Origin of the sequence: Herbaspirillum huttiense (assembly GCF_004367745.1) — a bacterium.
In the GTDB taxonomy this organism is placed as follows: domain Bacteria; phylum Pseudomonadota; class Gammaproteobacteria; order Burkholderiales; family Burkholderiaceae_D; genus Herbaspirillum; species Herbaspirillum huttiense.
In genome coordinates this window covers 2936553-2961542 of the sequence record NZ_CP037993.1, presented here as the reverse complement: position 1 = coordinate 2961542, position 24990 = coordinate 2936553, and the positions used below count along the sequence as shown (strand labels likewise).

Here is a 24990-nt window from a genome sequence, read left to right as displayed (position 1 = left end):
GCCGCGAACTTTCATTCGCGGCCTTTCCTTTGTGCGCGGGGGAGGGCGATGCATCCACCCTCCCTGAAGCATCGACGCTTTACACCGATTCCAGCGCCTGGTTCAGCGTGGCGCTCGGACGCATCACGGCGAAGGTCTTCTCACGATCCGGCAGGTAGTAGCCGCCGATGTCGACTTCCTTGCCCTGCACCGAGTTCAGTTCTTCGACGATCTTCTGCTCGTTGTCGGACAGTGCCTTGGCCAGCGGGGCGAACTGCTTGGCCAGTTCGGCGTCGTCCTTCTGGGCGGCCAGTTCCTGGGCCCAGTACAGGGCCAGGTAGAAGTGGCTGCCACGGTTGTCCAGCTCACCGGTCTTGGGCGAAGGCGACTTGTTGTTGTCCAGCAGCTTGCCGGTGGCAGCGTCCAGGGTCTTGGCCAGGATCTTGGCGCGGGCGTTGCCGGTCTTGATGCCCACGTCTTCGATGGAGACGGCCAAGGCCAGGAATTCACCCAGCGAATCCCAGCGCAGGTGGTTTTCACCGACCAGCTGTTGCACGTGCTTGGGGGCCGAGCCGCCGGCACCGGTTTCGAACATGCCGCCACCGGCCATCAGCGGGACGATCGACAGCATCTTGGCCGAGGTGCCCAGTTCCATGATGGGGAACAGGTCGGTCAGGTAGTCGCGCAGGATGTTGCCGGTCACCGAGATGGTGTCCAGGCCGCGGATGACGCGTTCGAGGGTGTAACGCATGGCGCGCACTTGCGACATGATCTGGATGTCGGCACCGGTCAGGTCGTGATCCTTCAGGTAGGTGTTGACCTTCTTGATCAGTTCGGCTTCGTGCGGACGGTACGGGTCCAGCCAGAACACGGCCGGCATGCCGGACAGGCGGGCACGGGTCACGGCCAGCTTGACCCAGTCACGCACGGCGGCGTCCTTGACCTGGCACATGCGCCAGATGTCGCCTTCTTCCACGTTCTGCTCCAGCAGCACCTGGCCATCCAGGGTGACGATGCGCGCCACGCCGGCCTGGGCGATTTCGAAGGTCTTGTCGTGCGAACCGTATTCTTCTGCCTTCTGGGCCATCAGGCCGACGTTGGGCACGGTGCCCATGGTGGTCGGGTCGAAGGCGCCGTTGGTCTTGCAGAAGTTGATGATTTCCTGATAGATGCGGGCGAAGGTCGATTCCGGCAGCAGGGCCTTGGTGTCTTCAGTCTTGCCAGCGGCGTTCCACATCTTGCCGCCAGCACGGATCATGGCCGGCATGGAGGCATCAACGATCACGTCGTTGGGGGCGTGCAGGTTGGTGATGCCCTTGGCGGAATCCACCATGGCCAGGCGCGGACGCTTGGCTTCATCGGCCTTCAGGTCGGCCAGGACTTCGGCCTTCTTGTCTTCGGGCAGGGTGTTGATCTTTTCGTAGACGCCGGACATGCCGTTGTTGGGGTTCACGCCGATCTCGGCGAACAGCTTGGCGTGCTTGGTGAAGGTGTCCTTGTAGTAGGTGCGCACGGCGTGGCCGAAGACGATCGGGTGCGAGACCTTCATCATGGTGGCCTTGACGTGCACCGACAGCAGCAGGTCGGTGTCGAAGGCGTCCTGCATCTGTTCTTCGTAGTAGGCACACAGGGCCTTCTTGCTCATGAACATGCTGTCGATGATTTCACCGGCTTGCAGCGAGATCTTCGGTTTCAGGACGATGGTTTCGCCGGACTTGGTGACCAGGTCCATCTTGACGTCCACGGCCTTGTCCAGGGTCAGGCTCTTTTCGCCGGCGTAGAAGTCGCCGCCGTGCATGTGTGCCACGTGGGTACGCGAGGCCATGGACCACTTGGCCATCGAGTGCGGGTGCTTGCGGGCGTAGTTCTTGACGGCGTTGGGTGCGCGGCGGTCGGAGTTGCCTTCGCGCAGGACCGGGTTCACGGCGCTGCCGGTGACCTTCGCGTAGCGCTTCTGCAGGGCCTTTTCTTCTTCGGTGCTCGGGTTTTCCGGATAGTCGGGCAGCTTGTAGCCGCGTGCTTGCAGTTCGCGGATGGCCGCTTGCAACTGCAGGATCGAGGCGCTGATGTTGGGCAGCTTAATGATGTTGGCGTCGGGGCTCTGGGTCAGTGCGCCCAGTGCGGCCAGGTTGTCGGGGACTTTCTGTTCATCGGTGAGGTACTCCGGGAATTCAGCCAGGATACGCGCAGCCACCGAGATATCGCTTTCGACGACGTCGATGCCGGCCGCGGCGGTGAACTTCTTGACGATGGGCAAGAGCGAGTGGGTCGCCAGATAGGGTGCCTCGTCGGTCAGCGTATAGATGATGGTCGGTTTGCCAGTAGTCACGATGATGTCCTTGCGTTGGTGTGTTGATGTGCGTTGGTGCGATCCCCGCAGCGCCGGATGGACCGCCCTGGCTCTGTCGGCCTGGGCTGGCGCCACCTCCTTGTCGGCTGTGCTGCGTGGAAATTCGTCTCCCGGGGCGGCATGGCTGGCGTATTGCTGCCAGAAGGCCGCGGCAAAAAACAGCGGTAGTTTACTCCTAAGCGGACCGAAATGCTTCAACTCTTATATAAGACTTGAAGAAATTTTTGCTTTTCGAAGGATTGCTGCCCCGTTCTCAATCCCTTGGCATGACTCTGCTATTGTCGTGGATCCACTTTTTGTGGATGTCCGGCAAAATGCCGTACAATTCATTTCATGGGAAAACGCATGACACCAGCTGTCGCCACTGCTCGACTGGAAGCCCGGATCAGCCCGGAGCTTCAGCAATTGCTCAAACGTGCCGCCGAGATTGAAGGACGGACCTTGACCGACTTTGTCGTTGCTGCCGTCCAGGAAGCGGCGCAGAAAGCGGTCGAGCAGGCCGAAGTCATCCGTTTGTCCTTGCAGGACCAACAGCGCTTTGCCGAGGCGCTTCTGGCTCCGCCACCACCATCGGCAGCACTGCAGCGCGCCATGGCGCGTCATGACAAACTCCTGCGCAGCGAAGAATGACGCGCCCGCCGTTCCTCGTGACGGCGTTAGAACCCGCCCTTCACGATCGCAGCCGCTTCGACAGCGGCACACCCGCATTGAACCGCTATTTGCGCGAACAGGTGACCCAGGATATCCGGCGCCGCGTGGCCGCCTGCTTTGTCGCAGTGGACGACGAACAGCGGGTGACCGCCTATTACACGCTGGCCAGCGCCAGCGTGCCGCTGGTGGGCCTGTCCGATGAGATGCACCGCAAGCTGCCTCGCTATGGCGCCATTCCTGCCATCCGTCTCGGTCGTCTTGCGGTCGACCGGAAATTCAAGGGCGGGGGCCTCGGTGGTGCTTTGCTGGTCAATGCATTGCGCCGGGCCGTCGCGGCGGAGATTCCGGGCGCGGTCCTCGTGGTTGATGCCAAGGACCCGCAAGCGTCAGCCTTTTATCGCCATCACGGTTTCATCGCCCTGCAGGATGCACCGCTCACGCTGTTCTTGCCCCTCGCGTCAGTGCGCTAAGCAAGCGGCAATTCTCCAGCACGCCATAAAAAAAGGGCCGCAACTCTGCGGCCCATCCCAATAGCTAGTACAAGAACCTGTCTCAGGCGGTCACTGCCTGCCGTGCCGCCTTGTTGCGATACAGGATCAGGGTGGCGATCAGCCCGCACACTGCAGCCGTGCTCATCCAGAGGCCAGGCGCTGCCTTGTCGTGGGTCATTTCGATCAGGCCAGTCGCAATGGCCGGCGTGAAGCCGCCGAAGACGGCGGTAGCCAGGCTGTAGGCCAGCGAGAAGCCCGCAGTACGGACGTCAGCCGGCATCACCTCGGTCAGGGCCACCACCATCGCGCCGTTGTAGCTGGCGTACAGGAAGGACAGCCACAGTTCCACCATCAGCATCTTGGCGAAGCTGGCGTCATGCACCAGCCAGTTCACGGCCGGGTAGGCAGTCAGGATGGTCAGGACGGTGAAGGTCACCAGGATCGGGCGACGGCCGATGCGGTCCGACAGCGCGCCCATGATGGGCAGCCAGATGAAGTTGGACAGGCCCACGCACAAGGTCACGATCAGGCTCGCTTCGGTGGAGAGCTTCAGCACGTTCTTGCCGAAGGTCGGGGTGTACACCGTGATCAGGTAGAACGACACGGTGGTCATCGACACCAGCATCATGCCGGCAATGACCAGCTTCCAGTTTTCGATCATGGAACGGAAGATCTGGCCGGTGCTCGGACGATGCTTGCGGCGCATGAACTCTTCGGTTTCCTGCAGCGAGCGGCGGATCACGAACAGCACCGGCACGATCAGGCAGCCGATGAAGAAGGGCACGCGCCAGCCCCAGTCACCGACCTGGGCCGGAGTGAGCGTCGTCGAGAGCACGTAGCCGATGGCCGCTGCCACGATGATGGCCACCTGCTGGCTGGCCGACTGCCAGCTCACATAGAAACCCTTGTTGCCGGGCGTGGCCATTTCGGCCAGATAGACCGACACGCCGCCCAGTTCCACACCGGCCGAGAAGCCTTGCAGCAGGCGGCCGACCAGCACCAGCACCGGGGCCAGCACGCCGATGGTGGCGTAGGAGGGAACGAAAGCGATGAGCATCGTGCCCAGGGCCATCAGCGCCAGAGTCACGATCAGGCCTTGGCGGCGGCCGACGCGGTCGACATAGGCGCCCAGGATGATGGCGCCCAGCGGGCGCATCAGGAAGCCGGCGCCGAAGGTCATGAAGGTCAGCATCAGCGAGGCGAACTCGTTGTCGCTGGGGAAGAAGGCCTTCGAGATGTGGGTTGCGTAGAAACCGAACAGGAAGAAATCGAACATTTCCATGAAGTTGCCGCTGGTCACGCGCAGCACGGTGGAAAACTTCGATTGCGAAGAAGTGGATGTCGTCATGATATGTGCCTCGTTATCTGTTGGGCGGACCGTGTTGATTCCGGTCTTGCGCCTGTCTCGTACTGCCATGCGGCAGCTTGTGTCAGGATCTTTTTTTGTGGGGACAGCTATTGCGCCGCCGATTCTATGCCCGAAAGTGATCCATGGGACCCACTTGCGGCGCTGCGCAAGCAAATATCGGTTTTTTCGATAGCTGGATGAAAGCTTCAGCGCGCATTTCCATCGCAAAAAGCTGTTCGCACGACAAGCTGCGGTGTATCAAGGCGATCAGAGGTGAATTATGGTGCAATGCGGCATGGCTCGTGACTTCACGCAGCCCAGCTCATCCATGAAAGGTTCCTATGAAAACCGCCGTCTTCAGCGCCCGCCGCTACGACCAGACCCTGCTCACGCGCGCCAATGCCGCGTGCGGCGCTGCGCATGAACTGGTGTTCCTGCAAGACCGTCTCGATCTCGATACGGCACAGCTGGCCAGCGGCTGCCAGGCCGTGGCGGCCTTCGTCAACGATGACCTGGGTGCTGCCGTGCTGGAACGCCTGGCCGCTCTGGGCGTGCGTTTCGTCACCACACGCTCCACCGGCTTCAATCACATCGATACGCAAGCCGCGCGGCGGCTGGGCATCACGGTTGCGCGCGTGGCCGATTATTCACCTTACTCGGTGGCCGAGTTCGCCGTGGGCCTGCTGCTGGCGGTGAACCGAAAAATCGCGCGCGCCAGCATGCGCACCCGCGAAGGCAATTTCGAGCTGGAAGGATTGATGGGCTTCGACCTGCACGGCAAGACCGTGGGCGTGATCGGTACCGGCAAGATCGGAGCACTGTTCGCCCGCATCATGGCCGGATTCGGCTGTACCGTGCTGGGCAGCGACGTGCATCACAATCCGGACTTCGAGGCCCTGGGCGGACGCTACGTGCGCCGCGAGGAGCTCTTCGCCGCCAGTGACGTGATTTCGCTGCATTGTCCGCTCATTGAAGCCACGCGCTATCTGGTCAATGCCGAGACCTTGGCCCTCGCCAAGCCCGGCTGCATCCTGGTCAACACCAGCCGCGGCGGGCTGGTCGATACCGAAGCCGCGATTGCCGCCTTGAAGAGCGGCCAGCTGCGCGGCCTGGCCATCGATGTCTATGAACAGGAGGCCAGCCTGTTCTTCCAGGACCTGTCCTCGACCATCATCACCGACGACGTGATCCAGCGCCTGGTTTCCTTCCCCAATGTCATCGTCACCGGCCACCAGGCCTTCTTCACCGAGGAAGCCATCGGCCAGATCATGCAGACCACCATCGCCAACCTGAATGATTTCGCCGCGGGCAAGCAACTGGGCGAGCGTCTGGTGGCCTGATCAGCTCGCATGGCGGCCGGCGTCGAACAGCGAGCCCAACTGCTCGCCGATGCGCGGACGCAGGTGTTCATGCACGCGCTGGATGATGTGTTCGGCATCGTCCGCGCCATAGGTCTGCGCCAGCTGGCGATGCATGTCGAAATGCAGGTAGAGCAGTCCGCGCAGACTCTGGAAAGCGGTCGGATGGGCCTGGCCGCAGACCTGCTCGTTGTTGTCCATGACCTGGTTCAGTACGCCCGGATCGAACAGGCGTACCTCGCAGATCACGGCGCAGCGGACGATCTCCAGGTCCAGTGCTTCCAGTTCCTGGGTCAGTTCATCGGGAGTGTGGCGCTCGGCGCTCAGCTTTTCGCTCATGGCGGTCTTTCGGAGGAGGAGGGGAGTCCTCAGGATAGCATTTGCTGCAGCGCGGAAAACTTGTCGAAGATCAATCTTTCAGGGATTGCCAGCGCCAGGCAGGTAAATTTTGCAAAGAGCTTCACGCTGCTGCAGCATGGCGCTCAGACGGAACAAAAGGGCAATGGCGGATCGCCCGCCATCGCCCCTTCAGCGCGCCTTTCGGCCAGACAGGATCACTCCAGCGCCGCAGCCGGACCGAAGAATTCATATCGGCTCTGAGCCGCCGGTACACCCAGCGCGCCCAGCGCACGCTTGATGGCTTTCATGAACGGCTTGGGGCCAACGAAGTAGGCGTCCACGTCCCGCGTTTGCGGTAGCCATTGCTGCAGCAGAGCCGCATCGATGAAGCCGGTGGCGTAGGGGGCCGGATCGCCTGCGCGCACCCGTTCATAGCAGAAATGCGCCCGCAGTTGCGGGTGTTGCGCCGCCAGTTCTTCCACCTGACGGCGGAAAGCATGCACGCCGCCATGGCGCGCCGCATGGATGAAATGCACCGGGCGACCGGTCGGCAGCGCCGCTGCCAGCATGGTCATCATCGGCGTAATGCCCACGCCGCCGCTGATGAGCACCAGCGGCTTGTCACTGGCCGTGAGCGTGAAGTCGCCGGCCGGCGGGAACAGTTCCACCACCGCGCCCACATGGATCTCGTCGTGCAGATGGCGCGAGACCTTGCCCTCGGCTTCACGCTTGACGCTGATGCGGTATTGCAGCGGCTGCCCCTGCTGGCGCAGCGGGGCCGACAGCGAATACTGGCGGCGCTGTTCCAGTCCGTCCACCACCATGCGCAGGCCGATGTACTGGCCCGGCTCAAAGTCCAGCAGCGCGCCGCCATCCTGGGGCATGAAGTAGAAGGAGGTGATCTCCTCGCTCTCGGCCACCTTGCGCGTGACCACGAAATTGCGCGCACCGCGCCAGCCGCCTGGCGCGCCGGCCTTGGCGTCATATTGGTGGCGTTCGGCGCCGATGAGGATGTCGGCCAGCTGGCCATAGGCGGCAGCCCAGGCATCGATGACGGCATCGGTGGCGATCTCCGCGCCCAGCACTTCACGGATGGCGCGCAGCAGGCAGTCGCCGACCATCGGGTAGTGCTCGGGCTGCACCTGCACGGCGACGTGCTTGTTGATGATCTGCGCGGCCAGCGGGCCCATTTCTTCCAGGCGATCGATATGCCGCGCGTACATCAGCACGCCATTGGCCAGCGCACGCGGCTGGTCGCCGCTGGCCTGGTGGGCGCGATTGAAGAGGGGATGAACCTGTGGGTAGTCGCGCATGAGCATCTTGTAGAAGTGCGTGGTCAGCGCCTCGCCGCCCGATTCGAGCAGGGGGACGGTGGATTTGACGATGGCGAGTTGGGCATCGGTAAGCATGCTGAACCTTTCTGTTGGAAGAGGTGGTGGAAGTGCCGGGATGTCCGGGACTCTCTTCCTATTACAAAAGGCGTGCCACTTTCGAATGCCAATAAAATCAGGAACTTGCGAGCGGTTGGTGTATTTATGACCTGTGTCATAATGACAGATCAATCTTCCTTTGGAAGTCAATATGACCTCAAAAGTCCTGCTCGACGCCTTGCTCCCGCTGGTAGCCGACCTGTCACGTCAGATCGATGACCGCGAGCGCTATCGCCGGCTGCTGCAGACCTTGCGCACGCTGTTCCCCTGCGATGCTGCAGCCTTGCTGCGACTGGAGGGCGAGCTGCTGGTGCCGCTGGCCATCGACGGACTTTCCAGCGATACCTTGGGCCGCCGTTTCCGCATCGCCGACCATCCGCGCTTCGGCGTGCTGCTGGCCAATCTCGGGCCGACACGCTTTCCTGCCGATTCAAGCCTGCCTGATCCCTACGATGGCTTGGTCGATGGCTTGAATGACGCCCATTCCGGCGCGCTGGAAGTGCACGATTGCATGGGCTGTGCGCTCTCGGTCAATGGCCGCCCATGGGGCTTGGTCACGCTGGATGCGTTGGGTGCAGGGCGCTTCGACGGCGTCGACATGGCCTCGCTGCAGGCTTTTGCGGCGCTGGCGGCTGCCACCGTCCACGTGGCCGAACGCATCGACGATCTGGCCGCCGCTGGCGAACGGGCGCGCCAGCACGCCGAAGCCTATCGGCTGGGGCTGGAAGAGAGCCAGGGCAAGCGCGAACTGATCGGCCAGAGTCCGGCGCAGCAACAGCTGCTGGACGAGATCCGCATGGCCGCCCCCAGCGACATGACGGTGCTGGTCACCGGCGAAACCGGCACCGGCAAGGAACTGGTGGCCCACGCCCTGCATGCAGCCTCACCCCGTGCGCACAAGCCCATGATCAGCCTGAACTGCGCAGCCTTGCCCGATACGCTGGTCGAAAGTGAATTGTTCGGCCACGTGCGCGGGGCTTTCTCGGGAGCGGTTGCAGACCGTCGCGGCAAGTTCGAGATGGCCGATGGCGGCACGCTGTTTCTGGATGAAGTCGGGGAGCTGCCGTTGGCGGTGCAGGCCAAGCTGTTGCGGGTGCTGCAGAGCGGGCAGTTGCAGCGGGTCGGTTCAGACCGCGAGCACCGCGTGGACGTGCGCCTGATCGCTGCTACCAACCGGGACCTGGCCGAGGAAGTGAAGCGCGGCCATTTCCGCGCGGATTTCTATCACCGCTTGTCGGTGTTCCCGATCCGCGTGCCGCCGCTGCGCGAGCGCGGACGCGATGTGCTGCTGCTGGCCGGATATTTCCTGGAGCAGAACCGGGCGCGCCTGGGCTTGTCCAGTCTGCGCCTGGCCGCCGATGCCCAGCGCGCACTGCTGGACTACGCCTGGCCCGGCAACATCCGCGAACTGGAACACCTGATCGGGCGCAGCGCCCTGCGCGCCCTGGCATCGCAGCCAAAACGATCCGCCATCCTGACGCTGGATGCGGCGGCGCTGGAGTTGGGACATGCCGCCCGCCCGCTTGCCTCGCCTGACACAGCGGCCAACGCACAAGCCGAACCCGCGCAGCCGGGCGAAGGCCTGCGTGCAGCCGTCGAGCGCTTCGAGCGCAAGCTGGTCAGTGACTGTCTCGAACGCCATGGCGGCAACCTGGCCGCGACGGCGCGGGAGCTGGGGGTGGACCGGGCCAACCTGAACCGGCTGGCCAGGCGTCTCGGACTGCGTTGAGCCGAGGGGAGGGTGGTTTACGGTCGATATGAAGAAAAAGAAAAGAAAACGGCCGGAATCCGTCAGGGCAGGCTGCCCATCATGATTCCGGCCGTGGCGGTGTGAAGCCTTGTGTCAAAAAGCCAGAGCGGGGAACAGCCTCAGGCGTCTTGACGCTCCACATCCAGTTCTGCCAGCTGGCCGCGAATGCGGATGGCCGTCAGGTTGCGGGCGGCAGCGGCATCGTCGTTGACGTGTTGCAGGTCTTCGGGCGGTGCGCTGATGACCTTCACGGGTGCGCCTGTGGGTGCAGTGACGGTAACGCCGGGGTTGAGTTGCGACATGATGATCTCCAAGGGATGAAAATCTCGTGCAGGCCCGCCGGAACGGATCAGGGCGGGCAGGGCCGCCATCGATCGTGCGCAGCGTCGCTACGCATATGAACGTTTTGGCAAGCCAGATGATGCAATATTAGCCGGTTTGGTTGCGGTGCAACAGGTATTGAGCGGCTTAAATTTTTGTAGGAAGACGCGCAGTGTTGAAGACCGGCAATCCTTGTTTTCCGGCAATGGCGGCGCGGCTCCGGGCAAATTTGCTGCGGAGCAAAAACGAGCTGATCTGGTCGGTCGTCTGTCGTGCGCGGGATGGCTTTCCGCCTGCTGTCCTACGCAAGCTGCTGGCGTTGGCCGATGCCGTCCGCCCAATGGGCCGGCTAGCCTATGGATTCGCCTCATCGTCCGATGAGCCCATCCCCATCAGGAAGGAGTCCCCATGACCGAACGCAAGCAAGACAATTCCAACACCTACAAGATCATCGAAGTCGTCGGCAGCTCGCCCAACGGCACGGATGACGCGATCCGCAACGCCCTTGCCGACGTGGCCAAGACTGTCAAGAACGTGGACTGGTTCGAGGTCACGCAATGCCGGGGCCATGTGGAAAATGGCAGCATCGGCCATTTCCAGGTGGGCTTGAAGATCGGTTTCCGCGTCGAATCCTGAGCGATCAAGGCCGATGCCATGGATGAGGGATACAGGCAGGCAATGCGCATCGCCACCGGATAGCGATGTTCAATTTGCGCCTGCGGCATCGGCTCGCTAAGCTGAAGGCTCTTCGAAGTCAACGCCCTGGATCGAGGGTTCAGGGCGCCTCAATGACAGCACCTCGCGCCGCTTTTTCCCGTAAATCATTTAGCCATTCAGGTAGCTCATCTGGCAGTGCAGCGTGGCGAGCTCTTCCGTGATTGAAGAGCGCAAGCCGGCTGTGCGATGCCGGCTTGTTGCTTTATGGTGATCGTCGATGCATTGAGGCGTGGGCATTTTCGCCGCGCTGCAACAGTAGGATTCATCCTACGCCATCTCAGGCCGCTGTCCGATAGTGAGCGGATCTGCCGATCCGTATAACGTAATCATCGGCGCTCAAAAGACTGTCCAGTCCAACACAACAACAAGGACGTGTTTTCGCCCCGGCCCCCGGATCAAGCCACGGCCAGGACGAAGACCTATGCGATGCGACGAGCCAAGGGTGCTTTCCATCTCAGGTGCTTTCACACATTAGGGGTCCATCTTGCAAGCTCGAGTTCTGTTAGTCAGCTCAGAGGCCGTACCGCTCGTCAAGACCGGTGGCCTGGCCGACGTGATTACCGCGCTGGCCGTATCGCTGCGCAAAGTCGGCATTGATGCCAGCATCCTCATGCCCGCCTATCCGGAGGCGGTCCGCAATCTCGGCGACACGGCGCAGATCGGCCTGAAGCACGGCCTGCCCGGCGGTGCCGGCCGGATTCTGCGCGGCACCATCCCCGGTACCGACGTGCCGGCGCTGCTGCTGGATACGGCGCGTTTCCGCCAGCGCGGTGCCAATCCTTACGTCGATACCGACGGCGTCGAGTTCAGCGACAACGCGCTGTGCTTCGCCGATCTGTCGCACGCCGCTGTGGCCATCTGCGCGGGTGAAACCAGCCTGCCGGTGCCGCACGTGGTGCACGCCAACGACTGGCACGCCGGCTTGATTCCCTGCCTGTTGAAGCTGCGCGGGCTGGATCACATCGGTACCATGCTGACCATTCACAATCTGGCTTTCCAGGGCAATTTCGCGCTGGAGTCGGCCGAGCAGATCGGTATTCCCCAGCATCTGCTGACCGGCGACGGCGTCGAATACTGGGGCAAGCTGTCCTTCCTCAAGGCCGGCATTCGTTTCTCCGATTGCGTCTCCACCGTCAGCAAGAACTACGCGGAAGAGATCATGACCCCGCGTTTCGGCTGCGGCATGGACGGCATTCTTTCCTTCCGCAAGCTGGATCTGCGCGCCATTCCCAATGCCATCGATGCTGAACTGTGGAATCCCGCCGATGATCCGCTCATCGCCCGCAACTTCAGCATCGGCAACATGAAGGGCAAGGCTGCCTGCAAGCGCGACCTGCAAAAGCTCTTCGGTTTGCCAGTGGATCCCTTCGCACCTGTCATGGGCCTGGGCTCGCGCATCTCGCACCAGAAGATGGCTGATGTCGTCATCGAAGCGCTGCCCGGCATCATGGAGCGCCATCCGCGCCTGCAGGTGGTGATCCTGGGTTGTGGTGATCACGACTACGAAGCCGCCTTCCTCGATCTGGCCGAGCGTTATCGCGGCCGCATCGCGGTCCACATCGGCTATGACGAGCGCCGCGCGCACGCCCTGCATGCGGGCAGCGACATGTTGCTGCACCCGACCCGCTTCGAGCCTTTTGGCCTTACTCCCCTGTATGCCATGCGCTATGGTGCCATCCCCATCGGCTCGCGCGTCGGTGGCCTGGTCGACACCGTGTGCGATGCCGACCGCGATCCACAGCGCGCCACCGGCGTCCTGTTCGAGGGCGAGAGCGCCGCCGACATGCAGCACGCCGTGGCGCGTGCCTTCGCACTGTACAACGACACCGAGCGCTGGCAGAGCGTGCAGCGCAATGCCATGAGCATCGACTGCGATTGGGCCGGCCCGACCCGCGCCTATATCGACGCCTATGCGCACGTGGCCGACATGGCGGTGCGCCCGTTGTTCGCACCGCGCCCATTGTCGGTGGAACGTCCCGCTATCCAGGCGCATGCCCATCCGGAGCGCATGGTGAGCCCGGCCGCCGCCATCGCTGCGGCACTGGCCGGCGTGGTCGGCGTACCCGCGGCCGTGGCGGCTGCCTGAGCGACGAGGCGCCGGGGCGATTGCGCCGGCGTTGCGCCCCTTGTGATTCTGTTTTGATCCTTACCCGGTCCGCATGGACCGGGCAGGGAGAGTGTTTGCCGGCGCGCCGCCCTCAGCGCGCCGGTTTTTGATTCCGCTGTTTTGATTCCGCTGTTTTGCGATGTTTCGATCAACCCCGATAACAACAACAGGAGTGTGCATGTCCGGCATGTCTGTCACGGCATATAGGGCGTCCACGACGCCCCAGGAAGAGACTTCCGACGCCAGCTCGGCCGCCCCCGGTTCCGCTTCGGCGCAGCCGCCGTCTTCTTCTCATTCCTCTCATTCCCCTGAATTCCCGGAACAAACCGCCTTGTCCCTTTCCCTTGAAGAGCAGGGCCTGCTCGAAGCCTTGCTGGCCGGCCGCCTGACACAGCCCTTCGGCCTGCTCGGCCCGCGCTATGCCAGCCAGTCCAGTGGCGTTTCTGCCATCCGCGCCTTCCATCCCGGGGCCGCGGCGGTACGTGTGCGATGCCGGCACAGCGGCGCGCTGCTGGGTGAGTTGCAGCAGTTTGAGCTGCATGGCCAGCCCAGCGGTTTCTTCAGCGGCGTGGCCACTGGTCTCGACCAGCGTCGCCATCAAGTGCCGTATGTATTTGAAGTGGATTGGCTAATCCCGGACGGCAGCCGCAGCGTACAAAGCACGGAAGACCCCTATGCCTTCGGCCTCCTGCTCGGCGAGCTCGACCTGCACCTGTTGCGCGAAGGCCGGCATCGCCAACTGGCTGATTGTCTGGGCGCACGTCCGATGGACATCGACGGCGTGCCCGGCACGCGTTTCGCGGTGTGGGCACCGAATGCCGAGCGTGTCTCGGTGGTCGGCGACTTCAACCAGTGGGACGGCCGCCGCCACGTCATGCGCCTGCGCCATGAATCCGGCGTGTGGGAACTGTTCATCCCGCGCATCGGCCCCGGCGATGTCTACAAGTACGAAATCCTGGGCCGCGATGGTGCCTTGCTGCCGCTCAAGGCCGACCCCGTCGCGCGCGCTACCGAGCCCCCGCCGGCCACCGCCTCGGTCGTGGCGGATGCCCGTCCTTACCTGTGGCAGGACCAGCAGTGGATGGCCGAGCGTGCACAGCGCCAGTCGCTGTCGGCACCGATGTCCATCTATGAGCTGCATCCTGCGTCGTGGCGGCGTATCCCCGAACAGGCGCACCGCAACCTCAGTTGGGATGAGCTGGCCGATGAGCTGATCCCCTATGTGGTCGGCATGGGCTTCACCCATATCGAACTGATGCCGGTGATGGAACACCCCTTCGGCGGTTCCTGGGGCTACCAGCCCATCAGCATGTTTGCCCCCAGTGCCCGCTTCGGCAAACCGGAGCGCTTTGCGGCCTTCGTCGACCGTTGCCACCAGGCCGGTATCGGCGTGTTGCTGGATTGGGTGCCGGCGCATTTCCCCAGCGACCAGCATGGCCTGGCGCAATTCGACGGTACCGCGCTGTATGAGCACGCTGATCCGCGCGAAGGTTTCCATCAGGACTGGAATACGCTGATCTTCAACCTCGGCCGCAATGAAGTGCGCGGCTTCCTGATCGCCAGCGCCCTGGAATGGATAGAACACTTCCACGTTGACGGCCTGCGTGTGGATGCGGTCGCCTCAATGCTATATCGCGACTACAGCCGCAAGTCCGGCGAATGGGTACCCAACATCCACGGCGGCCGCGAGAACCTGGAGGCCGTGGCCTTCCTGCGCGAACTCAATACCGTGGTGGCGCAGCGCTGCCCCGGTGTGCTGATGATCGCCGAGGAATCGACCTCCTGGCCCGGCGTGACCTCCGAGGTCAGCAACGAGGCCGACCATCACGGCCTGGGTTTCAGCTACAAGTGGAACATGGGCTGGATGAACGACACCCTGCGCTACATGCAGCATGACCCGCTGTTCCGTCGCTATCACCACCACGACATGACATTCGGTTTGCTATATGGATTCTCGGAAAACTTCATCTTGCCGATATCGCACGATGAGGTGGTCCATGGCAAGCGCGCGCTGCTCAACAAGATGCCCGGCGACGAATGGCGCCGCTTCGCCAACGTCCGTGCGTATTACGGATTCATGTGGACGCATCCCGGCAAGAAGCTGCTGTTCATGGGCAGCGAGTTCGGCCAGCCTGACGAGTTCGACCATGACAAGTCCCCCTACTGGCACCTGCTCAACGAACACGGCGACCATCCTGCCGGCCATCGCCAGTTGCGCCAGCTGGTCAGCGACCTGAACCATCTGTATCGCAGCGAGCCCGCCTTGCACCAGCGCGACTGCCGCGCCGACGGTTTCTCCTGGGCCGTGGGCGACGACAGCGTCAACAGCGTGCTGGCGTATTTCCGCTATGCCGATGAGGGTCCGCCAGTGCTGATCGTGGTCAACCTGACCCCGGTACCGCGCACCCATTACCGTATCGGCGTGCCACCGATCGCGCCCGGCCATCATGGCGTCTGGCGCGAAGTGCTCAATACCGATGCCGCCGTCTATGGCGGCAGCAACAGCGGCAACATGGGCCAGGTGCAAGTGCAGGAGTTCGGATGGCATGGCCACCCGACTTCCATCGAACTGAACCTGCCCCCGCTGTCCACCCTGATCCTGCGTAGAGAGTCCTGATAATGAGCGTCGCCTTTCCTGATCGCCTGATGCCAGGCTTGCCTTACCCCCTCGGTGCCACTTCCGATGGCCTGGGGGTCAATTTTGCGGTGTTCTCGGCCAATGCCACCCGCATGGACCTCTGCCTGTTCGACCCCTCCGGCAAGCGTGAACTCAAGCGCATCACGCTGCCCGAGTGTACCGATGAAGTGTGGCACGGCTACCTGCCCGGTGCCGCGCCCGGCCTGGTCTATGGTTTCCGTGCCCACGGTCCTTACGAGCCGACCAAGGGCCATCGCTTCAATCCCAACAAGCTGCTGCTGGATCCGTACGCCAAGCGCCTGGTCGGCCAGGTGCGCTGGACCGATGCGCTCTATGGCTATCGCCTGCACTCGGCGCGTGCCGACCTGTCCTTCGATCGTCGCGACAGTGCCGCCGCCATGCCCAAGGCCATGGTCACCGATGATGCCTTCGTGTGGGAACACGATCGCCTGCCGCAGGTGCCGTGGAACAAGACGGTGATCTACGAGGCCCACGTCAAGGGCATTTCCAAGATGCGCGAGGATCTGCTGCCGCATGAGCGCGGCACCTTCGCCGCCTTGTCCGATCCGGCCTTCATCGATCACCTGCTGCGCCTGGGTGTCACCACCCTGGAACTGATGCCGGTGCACGCCTTCCTGCAGGACAGCTTCCTGATCGAACGCGGCCTCTCCAACTACTGGGGCTACAGCACGCTGTCGTATTTCGCCCCGGAGCCGTCCTACATGTCCATGGGCGATCCCAACGAATTGCGCATGGCCGTGCGCCGCCTGCACAGCGCCGGCATCGAGGTGATTCTCGACGTGGTGTACAACCACACCAGCTGCGGCAGCGAACTCGGACCCACGCTGTCTTTCCGTGGCCTCGACAATGCCAGCTACTTCCGTCTGCTGCCGGGGCAGGAGCGCTATCACATCAACGATACCGGCTGCGGTAATACGCTCAATCTGTCGCATCCACGTGTATTGCAGATGGTGATGGATTCGCTGCGCTACTGGGCGCAGTCCTTCCATATCGACGGTTTCCGTTTCGATCTGGGTTCCACGTTGGGACGCGAGCCGCATGGCTTCGATCCGGGTTCGGGCTTCTTCGACGCGCTGCTGCAGGACCCGGTCCTGTCCAAGCTCAAGCTGATCTCCGAACCTTGGGATATCGGCCCCGGCGGCTACCAGCTCGGCAATCATCCGGCGCGCTTCGGCGAGTGGAATGACAAATTCCGCGACGACATGCGCAAGTTCTGGAAGGGCGATGAAGCCATGCGCGGCGGCTTTGCCCAGCGCATGATGGGCTCGGCCGAACTGTTCGAGCACAATCGCCGCAAGCCTTGGGCGACGGTCAACTTCATCGCTTCGCACGATGGTTTCACGCTGCGCGATCTGGTCAGCTACAACGGCAAGCACAACGACGCCAATGGCGAGAACAACAACGACGGCCACAACGACAACGCGAGCTACAACTGGGGCGCTGAAGGCGAGACCGATGATCCCGCCATCCAGGCCACCCGCGCCTGTGTGCAGCGCTCCATGCTGGCCTCCACGCTGCTGGCGCAGGGCACGCCGATGCTGCTGGCCGGTGACGAGTTCAATCGCAGCCAGGGCGGCAACAACAATGCCTATTGCCAGGACAACGACATTTCCTGGATCAACTGGGAACAGGCCCGCTCGCCAGAGGGTGCCGCGCTGACCGCCTTCGTCGGCCGCGTGACCGCGATCCGGCGCGACTTCGACGTCCTGCGTGCGAGTTACTTCCTGCATGGCAACCAGATGGTGGCCGATGGCTTGCCGGATGTGGCCTGGTTCGATGAATCGGCGCAACCGGTCACCAGCGAAGACTGGAATAACCCGGTGGCGCGCGCCATTACCCTGCAACTGGCGGGCAAGCGGCTGGAGCCGCACAAGCAGCTCAGTTCACGCCTGCATGACGGCGCCGGTGCAGCTGCAGACGGGCCGGGGGAGGCTCAGGAAGTGCCGCCCGATGTGCTGATGATCTTCGTCAATGCCGGTCACGAGCCGATCGAATTCAGCTTCCCGCGTACCGAGGGCGAATACTTCCTGCTGCTCGACTGCGCACAGCCGACCGGCATGCCGGAAGGCGAGGGCGGCCAGGTCAAGGTCGACGGCAGCGCCTCCGTGCAGGTCCAGGCGCACACCCTGCAGGTGTTTGCCAACCGGCCCTTGCATCTGTCTTCGGCCATCTATCCGCTGGCCGCCAATGAATGGATCAAACGCAACGAATGGGGAGAACGCGCATGAGTGCCCGCTTTTCCGTGAAGCTGCCGTTCGGCGCGCAGGTCACCGCGCCCGGCCAGGTGCGCTTCCGCGTCTGGGCACCCGGTGCCGACGCGGTCGCGGTGGACATCACCGGCCGTGGCCGCCTGCCCATGAGCGCCGAGGATGCGGCCTCCCCGGCGTGGTACGTGCTCGAGACCGAGTGTGATCCGGGCACCCTGTATCGCTATGTGTTCCAGACCCGCGAGCAGGGCGAAGTGAGCGCACCGGACCCGGCCTCGCGCGGCCAGGCCGGCGATGTCTTCGATCCCAGCGTGGTGGTCGATCCGGAAGCCTTCCTCTGGCAGCACACGAACTGGCAGGGGCGTCCGTGGGAAGAGACCGTGCTGTACGAATTGCATCCGGGCGCAATGGGCGGCTTTGCCGGCATCCAGCAGCGCCTGACCGAACTGGCCGAACTGGGCATCACCGCCATCGAACTGATGCCGGTGGCCGAATTCCCCGGGGCTCACAACTGGGGCTATGACGGCGTGCTGCCGTTTGCGCCCGATGCCAGCTATGGCACGCCGGACCAGCTCAAGGCGCTGATCGATACCGCGCACGGACTGGGCATGATGGTGTTCCTCGACGTGGTCTACAACCACTTCGGGCCGGATGGCAACTACCTCCACAGCTATGCGCCGGATTTCTTCCGCCATGACATGAATACCCTGTGGGGTGCGACCATCGATTTCCGCCGGCCGGAAGTGGCGGACTTCTTTACCCAGAACGCGCTGTACTGGCTGCAGGAATATCGTTTCGACGGCCTGCGCCTGGATGCCGTGCACGCCATCTGCGAGCCCGACTGGCTGGTGGCGCTGGGCCAGCGCGTCCGCGCCGAGATCGGCAATGAACGCCATGTGCATCTGGTGCTGGAGCATGACGGCAACGCCGCGCATCTGCTGGGCTATACCGCTGCCGTCGAGGCCGAGGCGGAAGTGGCCGAGATCGGCCAGGTGCGCGAGCGCTCCAGCCATGTCTACGATGCGCAGTGGAATGATGACGCCCATCACGTCCTGCACGTGCTGCTGACCGGCGAGGACAGCGGCTACTACAGCGCCTATGCCGAGGCCCCGGCCGAGAAACTGGCGCGCTGCCTGCAACAGGGCTTCGTCTATCAGGGCGAGGTTTCGCCGTATTCCGGTGAGCCGCGTGGCGAGCCCAGTGCGGACCTGCCGCCCACGGCCTTCGTCAATTTCCTGCAGAACCACGACCAGATCGGCAATCGCGCCTTCGGCGAGCGCCTGACCGTGCTGGCCCATCCGCTGGCCTTGCACGCCGCACAGGCCCTGATCCTGCTGGCACCGCAGGTGCCGATGCTGTTCATGGGCGAGGAATTCTGCGCGGTGCAGCCTTTCCTGTATTTCACCAGCCATCGCGACGAAGAACTGGTGAAGGCAGTGCGGGAAGGGCGCCGACGCGAGTTCGCGCGCTTCCCGCAATTTGCCGATCCCAAGCTGCTGGAGCAGATTCCGGATCCCAACAGTTTTGCCACCTTCGTGTCCTCCATTCCGGAGCCCGGTCCGGCACCCGGTTCGGCGGCTTGCCTGCGGCGCGTCGCCGAACTGCTGCACATCCGCAAGCTGCACATCGTGCCTTACCTGCGTGGAGCCAAGTCGCTGGAGGCGCGCGCCATCGGTCCCAAGGCCGTGCACGCGCGCTGGCAACTGGCCAATGGCAGCGTCCTCAACATCACGGTCAATCTCGACGAAGCGCCGCTGCAGGAAGCCCTGGACGATCTGGCCCAGCCGGCCGGAGCCGACGTGCTCTTCGACAGTGGCGGCGCACTGGAGGCGCTGGCCGCCGGCAGCTTCCCGGGCCATGCCATCCTGGCACTGCGCGAACCTCCGGCCGCCGCCGAGGCCGGGAGCGCAGCATGAACGCCGCCCTGCGCCAGCCGGCCGCGTCAGCGGCCCCCGAACTCATTGCCCCGGTGAATTCGTCCTCGTCTGAAAACGATTTATATCGTTTGGCAGAACGTGCCGGCATTGCCGTCCACTGGATCGACGCTTACGACCAGCCGCAGGTCGTGGCCGATGAGGCTTTGCAGGCCATCCTGGAAGCGCTGGGCCTGCCCTGCGCTACGGCCAGCGACTGCCGTGACAGCCTGGCGCAGCTCGACCGCGAGCACGCGGTAGGCTACCTGCCTCCGCTGTTGACGGGCGTACAGCATCAGCCGGTTGCACTGCCTGCGCATTCGCGCTTGCATGGACTGTCCTGCCGCGTGGAGCTGGACAACGGCGCCCGCCTGACCCTGCTGATCTCCTCCGATCTGAACGCGCCGCCAACCTTGCCGCCCATTAATGTCCCCGGCTATCACCGCCTGCTGGTGGCAGGTCACATCCTGACGCTGGCCATCGCACCGCCGCGTTGCTACACCATTGCCGATGCACTGGCCGAGCAGGGCCGCGAGCGCGGCTGGGCGCTGGCTGCGCAGGTCTATGGCTTGCGCAGCGACAGCCTCAAGGAAGCGCGCAAGGTCTATGGCGACGGCGGCATCGGCCACTTCGGCGCGCTGGCCGAGCTGGCACCGCTGGCCGCGCACTATGGTGCCGCCGCGCTGGCGATGTCGCCGGTGCATGCCATGTTTGCCGCCGATCCCGGCCGCAGCAGCCCGTATTCGCCGTCCAGCCGTCTGTTCCTCAATCCGTTTCTGATCGATCCGGCGGGCATTCTCGGTGCGGATGCCCAGGCCCAGGTGCTGGCCGAGGGCGGCTCGGAAATGATCGCCGCGCATGAACGCCTTCAACAATCCAACCTGATCGACTGGGCGCGCGCCGGTGCGCATCGCATGACGCTGCTGCGCCGGCTTCATGCGCTGTTCCGCACCGAACATGCCGGCGATGCCACGCAGCAGGCCGCCTTCGCCGCCTTTCAGCTCGAAGGCGGTGCCGCACTGCGCGCCCATGCCTTGTTTGAAGCCTACAGCCACCACCTGAGTAGCCAGGGTGTTGCCGGTTGCTGCGACTGGCGGCAATGGGGCGAGGCTGGCCGCCATCCCGATACCCCCGAGATGCAGGCCTTTGCGGCCGAGCATGCGGGCGAGATCGATTTTCACCTGTTCCTGCAATGGCAGGCGGCACGCCAGCTGGCAGAGGCCCAGCACAGCGCTCGGGTGGCGGGCATGGCCATCGGTCTCATCGCCGATCTGGCCGTCGGTGCCGACAATGGCGGCAGCCAGGCCTGGAGCCATCAGGACGAGATCGCCGCCGGCCTGACCGTCGGCGCGCCACCGGATCGCCTGGCCCCGCAGGGCCAGAACTGGGGGCTGGGCGCGTTTTCGCCACTGGCCCTGCGCCGTACCGGCTATCGTGCTTACCTGTCCATGCTGCGTGCGACCTTCGCGCAGGGCGGCGGGGTCCGCATCGACCACGTGCTCGGCTTGAACCGCCTGTGGCTGGTGCCGCAGGGGAGAGAGGCCGATGCCGGGGCCTATGTATCCTTCCCCCAGCAGGACATGCTGCGCCTGATCGCGCTGGAGTCCTGGCGCTATCGGAGCATTGTCATCGGCGAGGACCTGGGCACCGTGCCGCCCGGCTTCGATTCCGTGCTGGATGAGGCGGGTGTCTCGGGTATTCGCGTGCTCTGGTTCCAGCGTGAGAAGACGAGTTTCCTGCCGCCCTCGGACTGGTCGCGCCAGGCCATTGCCGTGACGACCACGCACGACCTGCCGACGGTGGCCGGTTGGTGGTCCGGTGCCGATCTGGCCTGGCGCGAGCGTCTCGGACAACTGGAGGACGGCTTGCCGGCCGCCCGTGAGCAGCGTCGTGAAGAGCGCAGCCAGCTCTGGCAAGGACTGGTGCAGCAGGGCTGCGCGAGCGGCCCGCTGCCCGAAGCTGCGCCGGCCCTCAAGGAAGGCGACGAGGAGTCCGCCTTGCCCGTTGCGCTGGACGACTGTGCCATGGTGGTTGATGCCGCACTGGATTACGTCGCCGCCACGCCTGCCTCGCTGGCCGTGGTGCCGGTGGAAGACATCCTCGGCCTGACCCAGCAACCCAATCTGCCCGGCATGACCGAGCCCCACCCCAACTGGCGTCGCCGCTTGCCGGAAGACACGCCGCAACTGTTTTCCGCCTACGCCGCCAAGGCCAGGCTGGAGCGCCTGCGCCGCGTGCGCGGCGGCACCGCCAAGGAGATTTGATGCCAGCCCCTTCCGTATCGCCAGACCCTGCGGCGCACAGCAGCATCCCGCGCGCCACCGCGCGGCTGCAGCTGCACCGTGATTTCCGTTTCGAGCAGGCGGCCGCGACGGTGGACTACTACCACCGCCTGGGCATCAGCCACTTCTATCTTTCACCCATCCTGGTGGCGCGCCCGGGTTCCACCCATGGCTATGATGTGGTGGATGCCACCCGCATCAATCCCGAACTGGGGGGCGAAGCCGGACTGCGCCAGTTGCTCCAGCGCTTGCACGCACAGGGCATGGGCATCGTGGTCGACATCGTGCCCAACCACATGGCCGTGGGCCAACACAATGCGTGGTGGCAGGACGTGCTGCGCTGGGGCCGCCACAGCCGCCACGCCGAATGGTTCGACATCCATTGGGACAGCCCCGATCCGGCCCTGAGCGGCAAGGTCCTGCTGCCTTTCCTGGGACAACCCTACGCGGAAGCGCTGGAGGCGGGCGAGCTGGTGTTGCGCTTTGATGCCGAGCACGGCGAGCTGCAGATTGCGCATCACGACAATGTGTTCCCGCTGACGCCCGCGGATTACGCCGCCGTACTGGAGACGGCAGGCAGTGCGCGACTCAAGGATGTGATCGCTGCCTTTGCCGCCATCGATCCCGCGCAGGAGGGCAAGGATGGCCGCGCCGATTCCGCCCGCGCGCAATTGCGCGCCCTGGCCGCCGATCCCGAGGCGCTGGCCGACATCGACGCCGCGCTCGCTGCGTTCTCGGCCAGCCAGCCGCATGGCCGCAGTGCCATGCATCAATTGCTGGAGCGTCAGCACTATCGTCTGGCGTACTGGCGCAATGCCGCCGATGAGATCAACTGGCGGCGCTTCTTCGAAGTGAGCGAACTGGTGGGCATGCGCGTGGAGCGCGAAGACGTCTTCGAGGCCATGCATGCCGAGATCTTCCGGCTGTATGCCGAGGGCATCATCGATGGCTTGCGGCTGGACCATATCGATGGCCTGACCGATCCCGCCACCTATTGCCTGCGTTTGCGCGAGCGCCTGCGGACGCTGCGGCCCGGCCACGAACCCTATCTGATCGCCGAGAAGATTCTGGCCGGCGACGAAAGCCTGCCACCCGGCTGGCAACTCGACGGCACCACCGGTTACGAGTTCATGGACCAATGCGCGGCGGTGCTGCACGATGGCGAGGGCGAGCCGGTGCTGGACGAACTCTGGCGCGACATTGTTGGCGAGTTGCCGGTGACGGCCGATCAGCTGCAGAGCCACGGTCCGGGCGAGCTGTGCCATTTCCCGACCATCGTGCAGGAGGCGCGGCGCAGCTTCCTGGTCCGCAATTTTGCTGCGGAATTCAATGCCCTGACGCTGTGCCTGCACCAGCTGGCGCGCAGCGCCACGCAGACACGCGACCTGACGCTCATGTCCATCCGCCGTGCAGTGGCCGAGCTGCTGGTGCATTTCCCGGTCTACCGTACCTACGCCAACGAGCAGGGCATGCCGGCCGGGGAGCGCGAGCTGCTGGCCGCTACCGTGCAGAAGGCCGAGTCCACGCTGCATGCGGCCGACCATGCCACGCTGCATGTGGTGGAAGGCTGGCTGGGCGGGGACCTGTTGCTGGACAGCCGCGATGCGCATCGCCGCGCCCTGCAGCTGCGTGCCATGGCGCGATTCCAGCAACTGACGCCACCGCTGACGGCCAAGTCGATGGAGGACACGGCCTTCTATCGCTTTGGCCGACTGCTCTCGCGCAATGAAGTCGGTGCCGAGCCGGCCCATCTGTCACTGTCGGTGTCGCACTTCCACCGGCTCGCGGCCAGACGCGCCGAGCAGACGCCGGGCAGCCTGCTGGCCACCGGCACCCACGATCACAAGCGCGGGGAGGATGCCCGCATGCGGCTGGCCGCGCTCTCCGAAATTGCCGAGGAATGGTCCACGGTGCTGCGTCACTGGCACCAATTGAACGCGCCCATCGTGGCGGCGACGGCGGGCCAGCAGGGCGGCATCGATGCAGTCGATGAATGCATGCTGTACCAGACATTGGTCGGTGCCTGGCCCGACGGCATGCGTGCCGGTGACGATGACCTCAGTGCACTGGGCGAACTGGCCGAGCGCGTGATCGCCTGGCAACGCAAGGCCTTGCGCGAAGCCAAGCGCCGCAGCGACTGGGTGGTGCCGCACACTGACTACGAGGCGGCCTGCGAGCGCTTTACGCGCGCGCTGCTGTGTGATCCGGGACTCGATCCGCGCCATCATCCTTTCCTCACCGAGCTGGAAGATTTCGTGCGCCGGCTGGCACCGCTGGGCACGGTCAACAGCCTGTCGCAGACCATGCTCAAGCTGACCTCGCCGGGCGTACCGGATTTCTACCAAGGCAGCGAGCTGTGGGATTTGAGCATGGTCGATCCCGACAATCGTCGTCCGGTGGATTTCGCCTTGCGTGAAAGGCGTCTGGCCGACGCCGTCAGCCGGCCGGTGTCGTTGCGCGACTGGCAGAGCGGCAGCGCCAAGCAGCAATTGATTCACGCTGTGCTGCAGTACCGGCGCGATCATGCGCTCTTGTTTGCGCAGGGTACTTATGTTCCGTTGACTACCCACGGCAAGCTGGCGCGGCACGTGATCGCCTTTGCCCGGCTGTTGCCGGTGCAGGAAGGCGGCGAGCACGCGCTTGAGGCAACATTGGTGATCTGCACGCGCCTGGCCGGTCATCTGCTGTCCTTCGAGGGACGCCGCGAAGAGGCTTTGCCGCTGGTCTCTGCCGAGTCCTGGGGCGATACGCGCATCGCCATTCCGCAGGTCCTGTCGCATGCTGGCGGCGGCATGCGCCGTTGGCGCAGCGTGCTCACCAGTGGCCAGGGTGAGCTGGAGGAGTGCGCCATGCCTGATGGCGAACGCGGCGGCAGCATTGTGGTGGCTGACATTCTGGGCAGCCTGCCGGTGGAATTGCTGGCGTTGCGTGTGAATTGAGCCGTAGCGTGAAGAGCCCCCGAACAACCGATTGTTCGGGGGCTCTGAGTTTCACGCATGGCGCTGTGCTTGTGTGCGTCGTCACGCATGACTTCCTCTTTTCCTACATGGAAATGTTCCGCCGTCCGATGTCGTGCATTTGTCTCCGG

Annotated in this window: 16 protein-coding genes; 11 read left to right on the top strand and 5 right to left on the bottom strand. The window is 64.0% G+C overall.

All coding sequences use genetic code 11. The annotated features are described in order from the left end of the window. Positions 1–79: 79 nt before the first annotated feature. Positions 80–2308, bottom strand: a complete 2229-nt coding sequence (locus tag E2K99_RS13350) for an NADP-dependent isocitrate dehydrogenase (RefSeq protein WP_134222528.1) — start codon at positions 2306–2308, stop codon at positions 80–82. 366 nt (positions 2309–2674) lie between these two features. Between E2K99_RS13350 and E2K99_RS13345 the strand changes: the two genes are divergently transcribed. Both E2K99_RS13345 and E2K99_RS13340 read left to right on the top strand, forming a co-directional pair. Further along, positions 2675–2959 (top strand): type II toxin-antitoxin system TacA family antitoxin, encoded by a 285-nt coding sequence (locus E2K99_RS13345; RefSeq protein WP_134222527.1) that lies wholly within the window; start codon positions 2675–2677, stop codon positions 2957–2959. Further along, positions 2956–3450, top strand: coding sequence for a GNAT family N-acetyltransferase (locus E2K99_RS13340; protein ID WP_134222526.1), 495 nt, complete (start codon positions 2956–2958; stop codon positions 3448–3450). Before E2K99_RS13345 ends, E2K99_RS13340 begins: the two co-directional genes overlap by 4 nt. An 82-nt stretch (positions 3451–3532) precedes the next feature. On the opposite strand, the gene tcuC is transcribed toward E2K99_RS13340, so the two are convergent. After that, positions 3533–4819, bottom strand: a complete 1287-nt coding sequence (gene tcuC, locus E2K99_RS13335; protein ID WP_134222525.1) for an MFS transporter — start codon at positions 4817–4819, stop codon at positions 3533–3535. Between the two features lie 341 nt (positions 4820–5160). Here tcuC and E2K99_RS13330 point away from each other — a divergent pair, with 341 nt between their 5' ends. Then, a complete protein-coding gene (locus E2K99_RS13330; RefSeq protein WP_134222524.1) occupies positions 5161–6159 on the top strand; it encodes a 2-hydroxyacid dehydrogenase in 999 nt (332 codons plus the stop codon). Here E2K99_RS13330 and E2K99_RS13325 read toward each other — a convergent pair whose 3' ends face one another. Together E2K99_RS13325 and hmpA are read right to left on the bottom strand one after the other, a co-directional pair. Then, the gene (locus E2K99_RS13325; RefSeq protein ID WP_134222523.1) at positions 6160–6516 is read right to left on the bottom strand and encodes a hypothetical protein; all 357 of its coding nucleotides are present in this window, start codon (positions 6514–6516) and stop codon (positions 6160–6162) included. Positions 6517–6731: 215 nt separating this feature from the next. Beyond that, positions 6732–7925 carry an NO-inducible flavohemoprotein gene (hmpA, locus tag E2K99_RS13320; RefSeq protein WP_134222522.1) on the bottom strand — a complete coding sequence of 398 codons (1194 nt, stop codon included), beginning with the start codon at positions 7923–7925 and terminating at the stop codon, positions 6732–6734. A 172-nt stretch (positions 7926–8097) separates the two neighbouring features. On the opposite strand from hmpA, the gene norR reads away from it, so the two are divergent. Beyond that, entirely contained in the window at positions 8098–9675 is a 1578-nt protein-coding gene (norR, locus tag E2K99_RS13315; protein WP_134222521.1) for a nitric oxide reductase transcriptional regulator NorR, read from the top strand. Between the two features lie 140 nt (positions 9676–9815). Here the strand turns inward: norR and E2K99_RS13310 are convergent, their stop codons facing one another. Beyond that, on the bottom strand, positions 9816–9998 hold the full coding sequence (locus tag E2K99_RS13310; RefSeq protein WP_121045607.1) for a hypothetical protein: 183 nt from the start codon (positions 9996–9998) through the stop codon (positions 9816–9818). A gap of 427 nt (positions 9999–10425) precedes the next feature. On the opposite strand from E2K99_RS13310, the gene E2K99_RS13305 reads away from it, so the two are divergent. The 7 genes from E2K99_RS13305 (at position 10426) to treY (ending at position 24841) form a co-directional block, all read left to right on the top strand. Next, positions 10426–10653, top strand: coding sequence for a dodecin (locus E2K99_RS13305; protein WP_134222520.1), 228 nt, complete (start codon positions 10426–10428; stop codon positions 10651–10653). 565 nt (positions 10654–11218) lie between these two features. Then, positions 11219–12820: a glycogen synthase GlgA gene (gene glgA, locus E2K99_RS13300; protein WP_134222519.1), complete on the top strand. Its 1602-nt coding sequence runs from the start codon at positions 11219–11221 to the stop codon at positions 12818–12820. Between the two features lie 199 nt (positions 12821–13019). Further along, positions 13020–15458, top strand: coding sequence for a 1,4-alpha-glucan branching protein GlgB (gene glgB, locus E2K99_RS13295; RefSeq protein WP_134222518.1), 2439 nt, complete (start codon positions 13020–13022; stop codon positions 15456–15458). Positions 15459–15460: 2 nt separating this feature from the next. Further along, entirely contained in the window at positions 15461–17728 is a 2268-nt protein-coding gene (glgX, locus tag E2K99_RS13290; RefSeq protein ID WP_039787100.1) for a glycogen debranching protein GlgX, read from the top strand. Beyond that, complete coding sequence (treZ, locus tag E2K99_RS13285) at positions 17725–19623, top strand: malto-oligosyltrehalose trehalohydrolase (RefSeq protein WP_134222517.1); 1899 nt, start codon at positions 17725–17727, stop codon at positions 19621–19623. Before glgX ends, treZ begins: the two co-directional genes overlap by 4 nt. Further along, positions 19620–21884, top strand: a complete 2265-nt coding sequence (gene malQ / locus E2K99_RS13280) for a 4-alpha-glucanotransferase (RefSeq protein ID WP_134222516.1) — start codon at positions 19620–19622, stop codon at positions 21882–21884. The genes treZ and malQ overlap by 4 nt, the downstream gene beginning before the upstream one ends. Next, the gene (gene treY, locus E2K99_RS13275; protein ID WP_134222515.1) at positions 21884–24841 is read left to right on the top strand and encodes a malto-oligosyltrehalose synthase; all 2958 of its coding nucleotides are present in this window, start codon (positions 21884–21886) and stop codon (positions 24839–24841) included. Before malQ ends, treY begins: the two co-directional genes overlap by 1 nt. Positions 24842–24990 lie beyond the last annotated feature (149 nt).

Excerpts from the sequence above, each read along its gene's own strand:
- E2K99_RS13305 (WP_134222520.1), top strand. The coding sequence starts at position 10,426 with ATGACCGAACGCAAGCAAGACAATTCCAACACCTACAAGATCATCGAA.
- glgB (WP_134222518.1), top strand. The coding sequence starts at position 13,020 with ATGTCCGGCATGTCTGTCACGGCATATAGGGCGTCCACGACGCCCCAG.
- E2K99_RS13310 (WP_121045607.1), bottom strand. The coding sequence starts at position 9,998 with ATGTCGCAACTCAACCCCGGCGTTACCGTCACTGCACCCACAGGCGCA.
- E2K99_RS13345 (WP_134222527.1), top strand. The coding sequence starts at position 2,675 with ATGACACCAGCTGTCGCCACTGCTCGACTGGAAGCCCGGATCAGCCCG.
- glgX (WP_039787100.1), top strand. The coding sequence starts at position 15,461 with ATGAGCGTCGCCTTTCCTGATCGCCTGATGCCAGGCTTGCCTTACCCC.
- E2K99_RS13325 (WP_134222523.1), bottom strand. The coding sequence starts at position 6,516 with ATGAGCGAAAAGCTGAGCGCCGAGCGCCACACTCCCGATGAACTGACC.
- malQ (WP_134222516.1), top strand. The coding sequence starts at position 19,620 with ATGAACGCCGCCCTGCGCCAGCCGGCCGCGTCAGCGGCCCCCGAACTC.
- treY (WP_134222515.1), top strand. The coding sequence starts at position 21,884 with ATGCCAGCCCCTTCCGTATCGCCAGACCCTGCGGCGCACAGCAGCATC.
- E2K99_RS13340 (WP_134222526.1), top strand. The coding sequence starts at position 2,956 with ATGACGCGCCCGCCGTTCCTCGTGACGGCGTTAGAACCCGCCCTTCAC.
- hmpA (WP_134222522.1), bottom strand. The coding sequence starts at position 7,925 with ATGCTTACCGATGCCCAACTCGCCATCGTCAAATCCACCGTCCCCCTG.
- tcuC (WP_134222525.1), bottom strand. The coding sequence starts at position 4,819 with ATGACGACATCCACTTCTTCGCAATCGAAGTTTTCCACCGTGCTGCGC.
- norR (WP_134222521.1), top strand. The coding sequence starts at position 8,098 with ATGACCTCAAAAGTCCTGCTCGACGCCTTGCTCCCGCTGGTAGCCGAC.
- treZ (WP_134222517.1), top strand. The coding sequence starts at position 17,725 with ATGAGTGCCCGCTTTTCCGTGAAGCTGCCGTTCGGCGCGCAGGTCACC.
- E2K99_RS13330 (WP_134222524.1), top strand. The coding sequence starts at position 5,161 with ATGAAAACCGCCGTCTTCAGCGCCCGCCGCTACGACCAGACCCTGCTC.